This window comes from Candidatus Pelagibacter sp. Uisw_137 (assembly GCF_047720245.1).
GTDB lineage: Bacteria > Pseudomonadota > Alphaproteobacteria > Pelagibacterales > Pelagibacteraceae > Pelagibacter.
In genome coordinates, this window is record NZ_CP159811.1 from 521,693 (window position 1) to 536,712 (window position 15,020).

Consider the following 15,020-nt stretch of genomic DNA (forward strand, 5'->3'; position numbering starts at 1 on the left):
TATGGACTTTAAAAACAAAATTGACGATGGAATTTTAGAAAAATTAGTTCACATTAATAGAATTACTAAAGTTGTAAAAGGTGGACGTAGATTTGGTTTTTCAGCACTAGTTGTTGTTGGAAATCAAGCAGGTAAAATTGGTATAGCACATGCTAAAGCTAAACAAGTTCCAGACGCAATTAAAAAAGCAAATGAAACTGCTAGAAGAAAATTAATTCATATACCTTTAAGAGAAGGTAGAACTATTCATCATGACGTTTATGGTAAAGATGGTGCTGGTAAAATTATCTTAAGATCTGCTCCTAAGGGAACAGGTATTATTGCAGGTGGTCCTGTAAGAGCAGTTTGTGAAGTTTTAGGAATTAAAGATATAGTTGCTAAATCAATGGGCACATCAAACCCGCACAATATGATAAGAGCTACAATGAAGGCTCTTTCAAAACAAAATTCACCAAAACATATTGCAACAATTAGAAATAAAAAAATTTCTGATGTAATTGAAAAAAGAGGATAATGACTACATTAAATACTACAGGAAAAGTTTTATACAAAAAAAAGATGAGAGTCGGTAGAGGTATTGGTTCTGGAAAAGGAAAAACATCTGGAAGAGGAGTTAAAGGTCAAAAATCTAGATCTGGTGTTGCTATCAAAGCTTTTGAAGGTGGTCAAATGCCTTTATATAGAAGACTGCCTAAAAGAGGCTTCAATGCAATTAAGAGATATCAAGCTATTATTGCAATAATGAACTTAGAAAAAATTCAAACTTTTATAACTGAAAAAACAATCAATTCTAGTGATGTAATTAATATGGCATTACTTAAAAAACTTAAATTAATTAATAAGAATTCTCAAAAATTAAAGATACTAGCTACAGGTGAAATTAAAGATAAAGTTAATATCGAAGCTGATCTAATATCAAAAGCTGCCATAGTTAAATTAGAAAAAGCAGGTGGCACAATACAATTAAAAAAATAATTAAGATATTATGAGCTCATCTTCTCAAACTAATGATCTTAAAAATCGAATAATCTTTACAATATTTATCTTAGCAGTTTATAGATTTGGTACTTTTGTACCAATTCCAGGTATTGACCCTGAGCAATTACAAACAATGATGAGTGGTAATCAAAAAGGATTACTTGGAATGTTTAACGTTTTTTCAGGTGGAGCTGTAAGTAGAATGGCGATATTTGCACTTGGAATTATGCCTTATATTTCATCTTCAATTATAGTTCAGCTGTTAACTGGCGTATCTGATTATTTTAAAAATTTAAAGGCGCAAGGTGAAACTGGAAGAGCAAAAATTACTCAGATCACAAGGTATGGAACAGTTGTGCTTGCTACTATTCAGGGTTATGGATTATCTATAGGTTTACAATCTTCAGCTGACTTAGTTATTAATCCGGGGTTATTTTTTACTGTAACAGCTGTATCAACCATTGTTGCTGGTACAATGTTTTTAATGTGGCTTGGTGAACAAATAACACAAAGAGGTATTGGTAATGGTATATCGCTAATAATTTTTGCTGGTATTGTTGCTGAAATTCCACGTGCTTTAGTTACTACATTCGAGCTTGGTAGAACGGGTGCGGTATCTACAATTATGATTGTTGGAATTTTTGTATTATTAGTTGCAACAATAATGTTCATTGTTTTCATGGAAAGAGCATTAAGAAAAATTTTAATAAATTATCCTAAAAGACAAATGGGAAATAAAATGTATGGTGGTGAATCTTCTCATTTACCTTTAAAAATTAACCAAGCTGGTGTTATACCAGCAATCTTTGCATCAGCTTTATTATTATTGCCTGTAACTTTTTCTAATTTTAGTTTTTCAGACAATGACACATTCTTAAATTTAAGTTCATACTTTACACAAGGACAACCTCTTTACATGTTGCTTTATGCTTCTGGTATAATTTTTTTTACTTTTTTCTATACATCAATAACATTTAATCCAACTGAGACTGCTGATAATTTAAGAAAATATGGTGGTTTTGTACCTGGGATTAGACCGGGTGAAAATACAGCTTTGTATATTGATAAAATTGTAACAAAACTTACAACAATTGGTGCTCTATATTTAACATTAGTTTGTTTAATGCCAGAATTTTTAATTGCCAATTATCCAATACCTTTTTATTTAGGTGGTACTTCTATCTTAATTGTTGTTGTGGTTGCAATTGATACTGTTACGCAAATACAAACTAGATTAATGAGCTCTCAATATGAGCAATTAATTAAAAAAACAAAATTCGGAAAATAATTAAGTGAATATAATTCTTTTTGGTCCTCCAGGAGCAGGTAAGGGGACTCAAGCTCAATCTATTGTTAAAAAATATAATTACTTTCAATTATCAACAGGAAACCTATTAAGAAGTGAAGTTAAATCTAAAACAGATCTTGGAAATGATATTGAAAAATTGATATCTAATGGTAAATTTGTTTCAGATGAAATTGTTAATACCTTGTTGAGACAATCATTAATTAATTTAAAATATAGAGATAGAATTATTTTTGATGGATATCCAAGAAATGTTGATCAAGCTAATAACCTGGAAGTTATATTAAAAGAGTTCAATCAAACAATAGGACACACTATATTCTTAAATGTCTCAAGAGACATCATTGAAAAGCGTATTATGGGTAGAATGACTTGTGAAAAATGTAATATGACCTTAAATGAGTATTTCAATAAAGAGCAAATAGAGCTTCATCCTTGTGGTGTTGAGTATTTAAAGAAAAGAAAAGATGACAATCTTGACATTATTATCTCTAGATATGACACTTACATGTCCTCTACAAAACCAGTATTAGATTTCTATTCAAAAAATTCAAATTTCACAGAAATCGATGGTGCAGGTGAAATTGATCAAATAACTAATAAAATCAATGAAATTCTTAAGGTTTAAGACGTTGACTTTGCAACATCTTCTTATATAAAAGGCTAAATTTATTCTCAAAAATATGGCTCGTATAGCAGGTGTAAACATTCCGCAAAACAAACTTGTCCACATAGGACTAACGTACATCTATGGTATTGGTGATAAATTTTCTAGTCAGATTTGTACTTCTTTAGAAATTCCTGAAGCAAAAAGAATTAATGAACTTACAGATGAAGATATTTTAAAAATTAGAGAATATATTGATGCAAACTTTAAAGTAGAAGGTGATCTTAGAAGAGATTATTCCTTAACTATTAAAAGATTAATTGATCTTGCATGTTATAGAGGATCTAGACATAGAAAAAAACTTCCTGTTAGAGGACAAAGAACAAGATGTAATGCAAGAACAAGAAAAGGTAAAGCAATCGCAATTGCTGGTAAAAAATTAACTCCACTAAAAAAATAATTAATTTATGGCTAAAGTAGATAAAGTTGAAAATAAAGAAGCTGTTGTAGAAAAAAAAGTTGATAAAAAATCAAAGAAAAGCTCATATTCAAAAAAAAAGAAGATAAAAAAAAACATTCTTAATGGTATCGCTTACGTACAGTCTACTTTTAACAATACAATAATTTCAATTGCAGATACTAACGGTGATGTAATTTCTTGGGCATCTGCTGGACAAAAAGGTTTTAAAGGTTCAAGAAAATCAACACCTTATGCTGCACAAATTGCTGCAGATTCTGCTGCATCTAAAGCTTTAGAATATGGAATGAAAACTTTATCAGTTGAAGTTAAAGGACCTGGTTCTGGAAGAGAAACTGCATTAAGAGCTTTACAAGCGAGAGGATTTAAGATTTTTTCAATAAAAGATACTACACCAATGCCACATAACGGCGTAAGACCACCAAAAAAAAGGAGAGTTTAATAAATGGAAAGTTTAAATGTAAATGCTAAAAATTGGAAAGCATTAATTAAACCAGCTCAGTTAGATGTTAAGATTAGTGATGATAAATCACATGCAAAAATTATCGCTGAACCTTTAGAAAAAGGATATGGCTTAACTTTAGGTAATTCTTTAAGAAGAATTTTACTTTCATCAATAAGAGGTGCTGCTGTAACTTCAATTCAAATTGATGGTGTTTTACATGAGTTTACATCTATCAAAGGTGTTAGGGAAGATGTTACCGACATAGTTTTAAACGTTAAATCATTAGCTTTAAAAAGTTCTTCAGATACTACTAAAAAACTTATTTTAGATGCTAAAGGTCCTGGAGAAATTAAAGCTTCAGATATAGCACAAGTTACTGATATTGAAATTTTAAATCCTGATTTAGTTATTTGTAATTTAGATGAAAATACACATTTCCACATGGAGATGAATGTTGGCACAGGTAAGGGGTACGTACCAGCAGTGATGAATAAACCAGAAGAACCACCTTTAGGCTTAATTGCTATAGATTCTTTATACAGTCCAGTTAAAAAGGTTTCCTACTCTATAAGCACTGCAAGAGAAGGAAAAGCTTTGGATTATGACAAATTAATTATGGAAGTTGAAACTAACGGATCAATTTCTGCAGAAGATGCTGTAGCTTATTCTGCGAGAATTTTCCAAGATCAACTAAATATGTTTGTTAATTTTGACGAACCTGTTGAAGCACCTGTAAAAGAAGTTTCATCTGAGCCTGAATTCAATAAAAATTTATTAAGAAAAGTTGATGAACTTGAATTATCTGTGCGATCTATGAATTGTCTTAAAAATGATAATATTATTTATATTGGAGATTTAGTTCAAAAATCAGAGGGTGAAATGCTTAGAACACCTAATTTTGGAAGAAAATCACTTAATGAAATAAAAGAAGTTTTAACTGGTATGTCTTTATATTTAGGTATGGAAATACCAAACTGGCCACCAGAAAATATAGCTGAAATGTCTAAAAAGTTAGAGGAGCAAATCTAATGAGACACGGAATGGCTAATAAGAAGTTAAATAGAACTTCTGAACATAGAAAAGCTTTATTGAAGAATATGCTTAATTCTTTAATAAAATATGAACAGATCACTACAACACTTCCAAAAGCTAAATTCTTAAAACCTCAAGCTGACAAAATCATAACTTTAGGGAAAAAAGAAACTCTTCAAACTACGAAAATGTTAATGTCCAAATTACAAGACATAACATCAGCAAATAAAGTTAAAAAAACATTATCAAAAAGATATGAAGCAAGAAATGGTGGCTATACTAGAATTATCAAAGCTGGCTTTAGATATGGTGATAATGCACCTATGGCTGTAATTGAATTTGTGGATAGAGATGTTGAAGCAAAAAGAGTGGATAGAAAGAAAAAAGATCCAGCAAAAGAGAAAACTGAAGAGAAAAAATTAGCTACTGCTTAATTTTTTATATAAAATCATATCATCATGAAAAAGTCTTTTAACGTTGATTCAACGTTTAACGATATGCGTATTGACAGGTGGATTCGTAACAAACTAGGTAATTACCCTCAAGGGTTAATTGAAAAAAGTTTAAAGAGTGGAAAAGTTAAAATTAATAGTAAAAAAATAAAAAGTTCTCATAAAGTAAAGACAGGGGATACTATAGATTTATTTAATTTTGATTTTAAAGAAACAATTGTTCAAAAAACAATTAAATTTGTACCTTCAGACGAAGTTATTAAAGAGAATGAAGAATTAATAATTGATAACAATGATGATTTCATTGTTCTTAATAAAAGCTCTGGTATTTCAGTTCAAGGTGGAACCAAATCTAAAAAAAATCTTGTTGATATATTTGCTCGCAGTGAAATTTTTCAAGACACAAAACCATTTTCTGTACATAGACTTGATAAAGATACATCTGGAGTTTTTATTATGGCTAAGCATAGACAATCTGCCCAGTTATTAACTTCTTTATTTAGACTTAGAAAAGTTCATAAAACTTACTTGGCGATATGTCATGGAGAGTTGCAGAAAGACTTAGGTGAGTGGAATGATGATTTAACTAGATATGATAATGATAGGGAGGTGGTTGAAAAAGCTAGAACACTTTATAAAGTACTGGATAAAAATTCTATATGTAGTCTTGTTGAAATGAAGCCAATTACAGGTAGAAAGCATCAATTAAGAAAGCAACTTTATGCAGTAGGATGCCCAATCTATGGGGATCAAAAATATAAATTTAGTAATACCGATAAAGCTATAAATAAAAATTTAATGCTTCATTCATACCAAATCAAATTTATGATTAATGAAAAAAAATACACCTATACAGCATTGTTGCCAGATTATTTCAAAAAACTTTTAAAGACAAAAAGGCTTAGATTTTCAAATTCTTAGAAAAAGTTTCAATAATAATCTTTTCTAAATTCTCATAGTTTTGATCTTTAATTTTTTTAAGATTGATTACACCTTTATCTGAAATACCGCATGGAATAATGTTTTTATATTTTGAAAGATCATTATTAATATTTATTGCAAATCCATGGTAAGCTATCCATTTACTTACCCTCACACCTATTGCTGCAACTTTATTAATTTCACCTTTATGGTCAGTCCAAATACCAATATTTTTTGGATCACCAAATGTTTTAATATCAAATTTTGATAAGCTATCAATAATTGTCTCTTCAATTAAAGTTATAAATTTTCTTATATCCTTTTTTCTTTTTTTTAAATCTATAACAAAATAACAAACCAATTGTCCTGGACCATGATAAGTAATTTTTCCTCCACGATTTGTTTTTATTAGATTTATATTTTTATTAAGAATTTCTTTTTCTTTATAACTAGTACCTGCAGAATAAACCTCTTCATGTTCTAAGATCCATATTAACTCTTCTTTTTGACCACTGTTTATCTCCAACAATCTTTTCTCAAGGAGCTTTATTGCATCTTCATATTTTATAGGTTTTATTGACTTTTTAATCTCTATATTCATTTAAAAATTGTATTATTCTTATTATGTACTATTAGTGCAAAACTGATTTATATGTAAATTTATGTCTTTAATAAAAAAAATAAAAGATAAAAAAGTTAATTTTGAGTTTAATAAAGAGTACATAAAAGTTGTTACTACTAAGATAGCTAACAATGATGCTCAATTTATTACCAATTCTTTTAATGAAATGCACCCAGCTGATGCAGCTGATATAATCGAACATCTTGGTCAAAATGATAGAGAAAGTTTAATAAAACTTAATAATTTCAATATAGATCCAGAAGTTTTTATTGAGTTAAACGAGTTCAGTACAGTCTGAAATCATAGCTTATCTATCCCCCGATACTATTGTTAGGCTATTAAAAAACCTTGAATCTGATGATGCGATAACAATTTTAGAAAATGTTGAAGAAAAAGATAAGAATACAATATTAAGTTCTTTACCACCAAAAGATAGATTTGCTTTATTAGAAAGTTTAAGTTATCCGGAAGACACAGCGGCTAGAATAATGCAACGTGAATTTACGGCTATTCCTAGTAATTGGTCTGTTGGTCAAACAATTGATTATTTAAGAGAAAATAAAGATTTACCTGAAGAATTTTTAGAAATCTTCATTATAGATGAGGGTTTTAAGCCAATTGGAACTGTTCCATCATCTAAAGTTTTAACCACTTCTAGAGAAACTAAAATGCTTTCTATCATGTCAGAGTCGCAATTACTTATTCCTGTAGATATGGACAAAGAGGAGGTAGGTAACGTATTTGAAAACTATAATTTGAATTCTGCTGCAGTTGTGGACAAATCAAATAAATTGGTTGGTATGATCATGTATGATGATGTCCTAACCGTATTAAAAGAAGAAGCAGAGGAAGATGCCTTAAGATTAGCTGGGGTAGGTGATGAAGAAATTACTGATGGTGTTTTTAAGAAAACTAGAAGAAGGTTTAACTGGCTTTTATTAAATCTATTTACTGCATTTCTTGCAACATGGGTTATTAGTTTATTTGGTGCAACAATTGAACAAATGGTTGTTCTTGCCTTTTTGATGCCAATCGTTGCTTCTATGGGTGGTAATGCTGGTATGCAAACTTTAGCTGTTACAGTCAGAACTTTAGCAACAAATGATTTAACAAAAAATAACTTTTCACAAAATATTTTAAAGGAATTTAATATTGGTATTTTAAATGGTATTATATTTGCAATAATAAGTGCGTTAGTAGTTCAAGTTTGGTTTCAAGAACTCTTTACTTTCTCTAATTATTTCTATGTCAATGATAGTTACGATGATTGTTGCGGGGTTATTTGGAATCTTAGTGCCTATAACTTTAAAAAAAATGGATATTGATCCCGCTATCGCATCAAGTGTGTTTGTAACGACTATTACTGATGTTATTGGTTTTGTTTCATTTCTTGGTGTTAGTGCTTATTTTCTCTAAAAATTGTCAATTAATCGTACGTTATTAATATAGTAAGCCACAAAAAGTTTAAAAGGTTTGTTCATAATTTTAGTGCTTAGATTGTGCGTGTTTCTACATTCCAAATATTCAATTTTAATATCAAGATTTTTAAGTAATTCTTTCTTTAAATTAAATATTAATTTTTTGTAATTTTTTTTATTTTTTTTGATCTCATTTTTTAATGATAATAATTTTTTTGTAATTATTCCCGATTTAATAAAACCTTTCTTATTTAATAAAGAGTTTCTTGAAGATAAAGCTAACTTGTTTTTATCCCTAATTGTTTTACATACGTAAACTTTGGTATCGTACTTATTTTCAATGTAGTTTCTAACTAAGAAAAATTGTTGAAAATCCTTTTCTCCCATAAAGATTTTTTGTGGGGAAATTAAATCAACAAAACGATCCAAAACATCAAGCACACCTTCAAAATGTCCTTTTCTAAATTTTGCACACAATATATTTTCTGATTTATTTAGCTTAATTTCATCATTTTTTTTCCAATAAATTTGTTTAATGGTTGGCAAATATACATAATCAACATTAAGTTTTTTAAGGTAGCTCAAATCTTTCTTTAAATTTTTTGGATATGTTTTGTAATCTTTTTTACTATTAAATTGAGTCGGATTAACAAAAATACTTACTAATGTTTTTTTGCAGTTTTTTTGTGATGTTTTGATTAATGTTTTGTGACCTTCATGTAAACTTCCCATTGTTGGTACAAAACCTAATCTTTTATCAAGCTCAATTGCCTTAATTAAATCAGTTTTTAATTTTATTAATTTCATTTGTAATAAGAATATTAATAAGTAAAACATTTATATGATTAAACAAGCTATAATTCCTTTAGCTGGCCTTGGGACTAGACTGTTACCACTAACCAGTGTTTTTGCAAAAGAGCTTTTACCTATTAATGGAAAACCTGGCCTTGAGTATATCCTTGATGAATGTATAGAAGCGGGAATTAAAGAAGTTATATTTATTATCTCTAAAAAAAAAATGATGATAAAAAAATATTTTTATAATGATAAATTTTATAAAGATATTATTAAAAAAAAAATGATCTAAATATTATCAAGGAGTATAAAAAAATTCTTAAATACAAAAAAATGATTAAATTTGTTTTTCAAGAAAAACCATTAGGTACTGGTGATGCCGTTTATAAAACTAAGAAATTTATCACAGACAAATATTTCTTAATGTTACTACCTGATGATTTGATAATTAAAAAAAACTGTTCTAAGTCTATGATTATGGTTCATAAAAAATTTAGAACATCTGTTATGGCAAGTATGAAGGTTAATAAAAATGAGGTATCTAGATGGGGCATCTATAACATTAAGAAAAAAATCGATAAAAATAATTTTATCATTAATAATGTTGTTGAAAAGCCTACTATAAAAGCTTCACCTTCTAATAATGCTGTAATTGGAAGGTATATATTACCTAAAACAATTTTTTCTAAATTAAAATCGTTAAAACCAGGCAAAAGTGGAGAATTCCATATCACTGATGCTATTCAAGCTTTAATAGAAGATGATCATCAATTCATTGGTCACAATTTTTCAGGTAAATATTTAGATTGTGGAACAATGAAGGGTTATATTAAATCAACTTTGGAGATTTCTAAACAATGAAACTCTGCATGATTGGAACGGGGTATGTTGGTTTAGTAAGTGGTGTTTGTTTTTCCGATTTAGGAAATGACGTTATTTGTGTTGATAAAGATTTAAATAAAATTGAAAACTTAAAAAATGGTATTATACCGATATATGAACCTGGTTTAGACGAATTAGTTATTAAAAATTATAAAAATAACCGTTTAGAATTTTCTACAAATTTAAAAGATTCAATTTCAAAGTCAGACATAATTTTTATTTGTGTTGGCACACCCACTAAAAAAAATGCAAATAATGCTGATTTAAGTCAGGTATATAATGTTGCAAAAGAGATAAGCAGATCTATTAAAAAATTTAAAATTATTATAACTAAATCTACCGTTCCAGTGACAACGGGTGATGAAATAGAAAAAATTATTTCAAAAAAAGTATCAAAAAAACTTTTTTCAGTAGTTTCAAATCCTGAATTTTTAAGAGAAGGTGACGCTATAAGAGATTTTACTTATCCAGATAGAGTAGTAATAGGTACAAATAATAAAAAATCTAATAAGATATTAAAAAATCTTTATTCGCCATTGATATCAAAAGGTGCAAAGTACGTTAATACCTCTAGAAGAGCTGCAGAATTGATAAAATATGCTTCTAATGCCTTTTTAGCTACTAAAATAACTTTTATTAATGAGCTAGCCAATTTATGTGAAAAAATTAATGTTAATGTGGAGGATATCTCCATTGGGATGGGGCTTGATGATCGAATTGGCAGCCGTTTTTTAAGAGCAGGTCCTGCTTATGGTGGATCTTGTTTTCCTAAAGATACTAAGGCTATTACAGCTACTGCCAATAAATTTAAAACAAATTTAACGGTTATTAAAAGTGTCATTAAATCGAATGAAAATAGATCATCATTAATGTTAAAAAGAGTTTTTGATATTTTAAAAAATAAAATAAACAATAAAAATATTTGTTTTTTAGGTGTAACGTTTAAGGCAAACACCGATGATATGAGAGATTCTTCAAGTTTGACTATGATCCCTGCATTGATAAAAAAAGGTGCAAAAATTAATTACTTTGATCCTACTGGAGAAAAACCACATTTTAAGAAATTTAAGAATATTGTTTTTTCAAATAATATTAAAGATGCGATTAAAAAATCAGATTTAATTATTATTCACACAGAATGGAATGATTTTAAAACTATTAACTTTAAAAAAGATGTGAAAAATAAAATATTCTCAATTTTTGATATGAGAAATATCTATTCACCAAAAAAGATGAAAGATCAGAAAATCAAATATTTTAGTATTGGAAATTAATTTAATTCAAAAATAGCGTCAACTTCAACTGACACGCCAAGTGGCAAACTGTTTGTACTAACCGCTGCTCTTGTGTGCATCCCAGCGTCTCCAAAAACAGAAGCTATTAAATCTGACGCACCGTTTATCACCTTGGGCTGCTCTATAAAGTCTTCTGTTGAATTGACAAATCCTGTCAGCTTTACACAAGATTTAACTTTAGAAAGGTCGTTATCACAAGCTTTTTTAACTTGTGAAATTATGCTTAAACCACAACGTTTAGCCGCCTCATATCCATCTTCAGTTTTTAAATCTTTTCCAATTTTACCTTTAATCAATTCACCCCTTTCATCAATTGAAATTTGCCCAGATATATACAATAATTTACCTGTTATCTTTGTTGCTACATAATTTCCTGCTGGGGCTTTTGCTTCAGGCAATTCTATTTTTAATTCTACAATTTTTTTATCAAAATCCATATTTGTTATTTTTTACAAATTATGTCAGCTAAAGTTTTGTTTTCACCAGTACAAGCTTTTCGTTTTGGCATTTTATCATTAATTGTTGCGCATGAAGTAAAGGCAATTGCTGTTAATAGTATTAATATTTTTTTTATCATTTTTCCTTTTTTTTTGTTATTTTTTTTTCAGTTTTATCGTATTTTTTTCTTTTCTCAATTAATATTAAAGCCTCTTCCATATTAAGTTCTAAGGGGTCTTTTTCCTCTGGTATCGTTGCATTAAGAGATTTATACTTGATATAAGGTCCATATTGACCCTTCATTACTCTAACAGGTTTTTTGTCCTCAGGGTGCTCTCCTAGATCTTTTATAATTGATGCTGACATTCTACCTGGCTTTGCTTCTGCTATTAAAGTGATTGCCCTATTAAGACCAATTGAGAAAATTTCCTCAACATTTTCAATTCTTGCTGATTTGTTTTCACATTTTAAATATGGCCCAAATCTCCCTGAATTTAATATTATCTCTTTTTGATTTTCAGGATTAATACCTAAACTTTTTGGTAATGAACATAAAAATTTAGCTCTATCAAGATCCACGCTATCTAATGTAATTCCTTTAGGAATAGACACATTTCTTAAATTATTATCTTCTTTTTTTACCTTCTTTTTTTTTGTTTTCTTTTTCTTTTTAGTTTCAACTATAACCTCTTCTTCTTTTTTTATTTCCTCAATTTTTTCATATTGTAAGTAGGGACCAAATCTTCCATTTTTAAGATACATGTCATTACCATTTTCATGCTTACCTATAAGTTTTGGCTCAGCCAGTTGAGATTGAGCAGCCGCTTTAGCTTTAGACAGTGGTCTAGTAAACTTACAATCCGGGTAATTTGAACAACCTACAAAAGCACCACCTCTAAAACTATTTTTTAAACTTAATGATCCACTGTCACATAACTTACATTGTCTATTAATATTTCCATCTTTATCTCTTTCAAAAATTAAACTGCCTAGGCTGTCGTTTAATAGATCTAAAACTTCTCTAGTTCTTTTCTCTTTAACGTCAGATACATTTTTATTAAAATCTTTCCAAAATAACTCTAGAACTTTTATCCATCCTTCTTTACCAGTTGTGATGTCATCAAGTTGGTTTTCTAAACTAGCAGTAAAGTTATAATCAACATATTTAGAAAAAAGTTTTTCAAGAAAAGCAGAAATTAATTTACCACGATCTGTTGGGTGAAATCTTTTATTAATTGCTTCTGCATAACCTCTAGTAGATATAACAGATATTATACTTGCATAAGTTGAGGGCCTTCCAATACCAAGCTCTTCTAATTTTTTAACTAAACTTGCTTCTGAGTATCTTGGTGGTGGTTGTGTAAAATGTTGTTCATCTAATAGAGCCTCTATATTAACTGGACCTTTGTTCATTTTAGGAAGTATATCTTCATCATCATCCTTTTTGTTGTCTTTCATAACCTTCAAGAACCCATCAAATTTAATAACAGATCCACTAGCCTTACAGATTGTTCTATTATCATCTGAGTTTATCGTAATAGTATTCCTATCAAATTGAGCAGGTTTCATTTGAGAGGAAAGGGCTCTACTCCAAATTAAATCGTATAATTTATGCTGATCTGGACTTAGATATTTTTTAACTGTATCTGGTGCACGTATAATATCTGTAGGTCTAATTGCTTCATGTGCTTCTTGAGCATTTTTAGCCTTTTTACCAGAATAACTTGCTGCATTATCTGGAACATAATCTTCACCAAACTCACTTTTTATATACTTCCTAAAAGTATCAATAGCGTCTGTTGATAGATTGGTTCCATCTGTTCGCATGTACGTGATAAGACCAATAGTTTCACCGTCTATTTCTATACCTTGGTAAAGTTTTTGAGCTATTTGCATTGTACGTGATGCTCCAAATCCTAGTCTACCAGAAGAAACTTGTTGTAATGTAGAAGTAGTAAAAGGGCCCAAAGGGTTTCTGTTAACAACTTTGCTTGAGATGTCATTTATATTGAACTTCCTAGATTTAACTTCTTCAATTGCTTTATCAATTTCAGCTTTATTTTTAAAAGAAAATTTTTCAATTTTTTTATCATTTAATTGAGTGATACTTGCTAATATAGAATTTTTATAATTGTCGTTGAATTGAACACTTAAAGTCCAAAATTCTTCAGGATTAAAAAGCTCAATTTCATGTTCTCGTTCTGTAATTAATTTTAAAGCAACTGACTGAACACGCCCAGCAGATTTAGAACCGGGTAACTTTGTCCATAAAATTGGTGATATATTAAAGCCCACTAAATAGTCTAGAGCTCTTCTAGCCATATAAGCTTCAACAAGTAATGGCTCGATTTGTCGTGGGTTTTCAATTCCATGAATAACTGCTTTTTTTGTAATTTCATTAAAAACAACTCTTTCTACATGTTTGTCCTTAATTAATTTTTTCTCATTTAAATACTCTTTAACATGCCAAGCAATTGCTTCTCCTTCTCGGTCGGGGTCAGTGGCTAATATAATTTTTGAAGAAATTTTAGCCGCATCTGTAATTTCTTTAAGATATTTTTTAGAAAAACTATCTACTTCCCATTCCATTTTAAAATTATTTTCTGGATCAACAGAACCATTTTTCGAAGGAAGGTCTCTAATATGACCATAACTTGCTAATACAATATAATCATCACCTAGATATTTATTGATAGTTTTTGCTTTAGCTGGACTTTCTACGACTACGAGATTCATTACTTAACAAATTACTTAAAAGACTTAGATAGTCAAATCAATAAATTTTAGTCTTGATTTCTTCTTTGTTCTTCAATCGTTTGACGTTTTCTCTGTGTGTGTAGAATATAAGTACAAACATTATTATGAAAAATATTGAGTTATAATTTTCAAAAATAATTAAATAAATTGGTACCATTAAACTACCAACTAGCGATGAAAGTGATGAGTATTTTGAAATAAGAAATGTAACAGCCCAACTAATAATAAACACTAACCCCAAAACTATGTTTATCGAAAATAATATTCCAACATATGTTGCAACACCCTTACCCCCTTTAAACTTGAGCCATATAGGGAAAACGTGACCCAAGAATGCACTTAGTGATGCAATAAAGATATAATCAGGATAATTAAATTTTACATATAAAACAGGCAATACAGCCTTTGTTATATCCAGCAATAAAGTTGCGTAGCCTAACGTTTTATTACCTGTTCTAAGAGCATTTGTAGCTCCAATGTTTCCTGAACCAATATCTCTAATATCTTTTTTTAAAAATATTTTTGTAAGTATAAAACCAAAAGGTATTGATCCTAATAAATATGAGCTTAATGCAATAATTAAATATTCCATCA

The 15,020-nt window shown here is 29.1% G+C and carries 16 protein-coding genes and 2 pseudogenes; 12 read left to right on the forward strand and 6 right to left on the reverse strand.

All coding sequences use genetic code 11. From position 1 onward, the window contains the following. Window position 1 precedes the first annotated feature (1 nt). From rpsE to ABXT61_RS02855, 9 genes are read left to right on the forward strand one after another with little or no spacing between them, the layout of a single operon-like run. On the forward strand, window positions 2–514 hold the full coding sequence (rpsE, locus tag ABXT61_RS02815) for a 30S ribosomal protein S5 (protein WP_271492404.1): 513 nt from the start codon (window positions 2–4) through the stop codon (window positions 512–514). Continuing rightward, the gene (rplO, locus tag ABXT61_RS02820; protein WP_415315761.1) at window positions 514–975 is read left to right on the forward strand and encodes a 50S ribosomal protein L15; all 462 of its coding nucleotides are present in this window, start codon (window positions 514–516) and stop codon (window positions 973–975) included. Before rpsE ends, rplO begins: the two co-directional genes overlap by 1 nt. Before the next feature lie 10 nt (window positions 976–985). After that, complete coding sequence (gene secY, locus ABXT61_RS02825) at window positions 986–2,266, forward strand: preprotein translocase subunit SecY (RefSeq protein WP_415315762.1); 1,281 nt, start codon at window positions 986–988, stop codon at window positions 2,264–2,266. 4 nt (window positions 2,267–2,270) lie between these two features. Continuing rightward, window positions 2,271–2,912, forward strand: coding sequence for an adenylate kinase (locus ABXT61_RS02830; protein WP_415315763.1), 642 nt, complete (start codon window positions 2,271–2,273; stop codon window positions 2,910–2,912). A 55-nt stretch (window positions 2,913–2,967) separates the two neighbouring features. Then, on the forward strand, window positions 2,968–3,351 hold the full coding sequence (gene rpsM / locus ABXT61_RS02835; RefSeq protein WP_415315764.1) for a 30S ribosomal protein S13: 384 nt from the start codon (window positions 2,968–2,970) through the stop codon (window positions 3,349–3,351). 7 nt (window positions 3,352–3,358) lie between these two features. Continuing rightward, window positions 3,359–3,811 (forward strand): 30S ribosomal protein S11, encoded by a 453-nt coding sequence (rpsK, locus tag ABXT61_RS02840; RefSeq protein WP_415315765.1) that lies wholly within the window; start codon window positions 3,359–3,361, stop codon window positions 3,809–3,811. Between the two features lie 3 nt (window positions 3,812–3,814). Then, entirely contained in the window at window positions 3,815–4,843 is a 1,029-nt protein-coding gene (locus ABXT61_RS02845; protein WP_415315766.1) for a DNA-directed RNA polymerase subunit alpha, read from the forward strand. Then, window positions 4,843–5,280: a 50S ribosomal protein L17 gene (gene rplQ, locus ABXT61_RS02850; protein ID WP_415315767.1), complete on the forward strand. Its 438-nt coding sequence runs from the start codon at window positions 4,843–4,845 to the stop codon at window positions 5,278–5,280. The genes ABXT61_RS02845 and rplQ overlap by 1 nt, the downstream gene beginning before the upstream one ends. A 24-nt stretch (window positions 5,281–5,304) precedes the next feature. Further along, window positions 5,305–6,219 (forward strand): RluA family pseudouridine synthase, encoded by a 915-nt coding sequence (locus tag ABXT61_RS02855; RefSeq protein ID WP_415315768.1) that lies wholly within the window; start codon window positions 5,305–5,307, stop codon window positions 6,217–6,219. Here ABXT61_RS02855 and lipB read toward each other — a convergent pair. Beyond that, window positions 6,200–6,820 carry a lipoyl(octanoyl) transferase LipB gene (lipB, locus tag ABXT61_RS02860; RefSeq protein ID WP_415315769.1) on the reverse strand — a complete coding sequence of 207 codons (621 nt, stop codon included), beginning with the start codon at window positions 6,818–6,820 and terminating at the stop codon, window positions 6,200–6,202. The genes ABXT61_RS02855 and lipB overlap by 20 nt on opposite strands. Before the next feature lie 61 nt (window positions 6,821–6,881). On the opposite strand from lipB, the pseudogene mgtE reads away from it, so the two are divergent. Next, window positions 6,882–8,257 (forward strand): annotated as a pseudogene (gene mgtE / locus ABXT61_RS02865) (magnesium transporter). Here mgtE and panC read toward each other — a convergent pair. Then, window positions 8,254–9,096, reverse strand: a complete 843-nt coding sequence (gene panC, locus ABXT61_RS02870) for a pantoate--beta-alanine ligase (RefSeq protein ID WP_415315770.1) — start codon at window positions 9,094–9,096, stop codon at window positions 8,254–8,256. The pseudogene mgtE and the gene panC sit on opposite strands and share 4 nt — an antisense overlap. Before the next feature lie 4 nt (window positions 9,097–9,100). Here panC and ABXT61_RS02875 point away from each other — a divergent pair. Together ABXT61_RS02875 and ABXT61_RS02880 are read left to right on the forward strand one after the other, a co-directional pair. Next, window positions 9,101–9,915: pseudogene (locus ABXT61_RS02875) on the forward strand (sugar phosphate nucleotidyltransferase). Beyond that, entirely contained in the window at window positions 9,912–11,210 is a 1,299-nt protein-coding gene (locus ABXT61_RS02880; RefSeq protein WP_415315771.1) for a UDP-glucose dehydrogenase family protein, read from the forward strand. The pseudogene ABXT61_RS02875 and the gene ABXT61_RS02880 overlap by 4 nt, the downstream one beginning before the upstream one ends. On the opposite strand, the gene ABXT61_RS02885 is transcribed toward ABXT61_RS02880, so the two are convergent. From ABXT61_RS02885 to plsY, 4 genes are read right to left on the reverse strand one after another with little or no spacing between them, the layout of a single operon-like run. Beyond that, complete coding sequence (locus ABXT61_RS02885) at window positions 11,207–11,668, reverse strand: RidA family protein (RefSeq protein WP_415315772.1); 462 nt, start codon at window positions 11,666–11,668, stop codon at window positions 11,207–11,209. The two genes, ABXT61_RS02880 and ABXT61_RS02885, sit on opposite strands and share 4 nt — an antisense overlap. A gap of 5 nt (window positions 11,669–11,673) precedes the next feature. Beyond that, on the reverse strand, window positions 11,674–11,808 hold the full coding sequence (locus ABXT61_RS02890; RefSeq protein ID WP_271487440.1) for a hypothetical protein: 135 nt from the start codon (window positions 11,806–11,808) through the stop codon (window positions 11,674–11,676). Beyond that, on the reverse strand, window positions 11,805–14,405 hold the full coding sequence (gene topA, locus ABXT61_RS02895; protein WP_415315773.1) for a type I DNA topoisomerase: 2,601 nt from the start codon (window positions 14,403–14,405) through the stop codon (window positions 11,805–11,807). Before topA ends, ABXT61_RS02890 begins: the two co-directional genes overlap by 4 nt. A gap of 37 nt (window positions 14,406–14,442) precedes the next feature. Next, window positions 14,443–15,018, reverse strand: a complete 576-nt coding sequence (gene plsY / locus ABXT61_RS02900; RefSeq protein ID WP_415315936.1) for a glycerol-3-phosphate 1-O-acyltransferase PlsY — start codon at window positions 15,016–15,018, stop codon at window positions 14,443–14,445. Window positions 15,019–15,020 lie beyond the last annotated feature (2 nt).

Excerpts from the sequence above, each read along its gene's own strand:
- rpsE (WP_271492404.1), top strand. The coding sequence starts at position 2 with ATGGACTTTAAAAACAAAATTGACGATGGAATTTTAGAAAAATTAGTT.
- rplO (WP_415315761.1), top strand. The coding sequence starts at position 514 with ATGACTACATTAAATACTACAGGAAAAGTTTTATACAAAAAAAAGATG.
- secY (WP_415315762.1), top strand. The coding sequence starts at position 986 with ATGAGCTCATCTTCTCAAACTAATGATCTTAAAAATCGAATAATCTTT.
- rpsM (WP_415315764.1), top strand. The coding sequence starts at position 2,968 with ATGGCTCGTATAGCAGGTGTAAACATTCCGCAAAACAAACTTGTCCAC.
- rpsK (WP_415315765.1), top strand. The coding sequence starts at position 3,359 with ATGGCTAAAGTAGATAAAGTTGAAAATAAAGAAGCTGTTGTAGAAAAA.
- ABXT61_RS02845 (WP_415315766.1), top strand. The coding sequence starts at position 3,815 with ATGGAAAGTTTAAATGTAAATGCTAAAAATTGGAAAGCATTAATTAAA.
- rplQ (WP_415315767.1), top strand. The coding sequence starts at position 4,843 with ATGAGACACGGAATGGCTAATAAGAAGTTAAATAGAACTTCTGAACAT.
- ABXT61_RS02855 (WP_415315768.1), top strand. The coding sequence starts at position 5,305 with ATGAAAAAGTCTTTTAACGTTGATTCAACGTTTAACGATATGCGTATT.
- lipB (WP_415315769.1), bottom strand. The coding sequence starts at position 6,820 with ATGAATATAGAGATTAAAAAGTCAATAAAACCTATAAAATATGAAGAT.
- panC (WP_415315770.1), bottom strand. The coding sequence starts at position 9,096 with ATGTTTTACTTATTAATATTCTTATTACAAATGAAATTAATAAAATTA.
- ABXT61_RS02880 (WP_415315771.1), top strand. The coding sequence starts at position 9,912 with ATGAAACTCTGCATGATTGGAACGGGGTATGTTGGTTTAGTAAGTGGT.
- ABXT61_RS02885 (WP_415315772.1), bottom strand. The coding sequence starts at position 11,668 with ATGGATTTTGATAAAAAAATTGTAGAATTAAAAATAGAATTGCCTGAA.
- ABXT61_RS02890 (WP_271487440.1), bottom strand. The coding sequence starts at position 11,808 with ATGATAAAAAAAATATTAATACTATTAACAGCAATTGCCTTTACTTCA.
- topA (WP_415315773.1), bottom strand. The coding sequence starts at position 14,405 with ATGAATCTCGTAGTCGTAGAAAGTCCAGCTAAAGCAAAAACTATCAAT.
- plsY (WP_415315936.1), bottom strand. The coding sequence starts at position 15,018 with ATGGAATATTTAATTATTGCATTAAGCTCATATTTATTAGGATCAATA.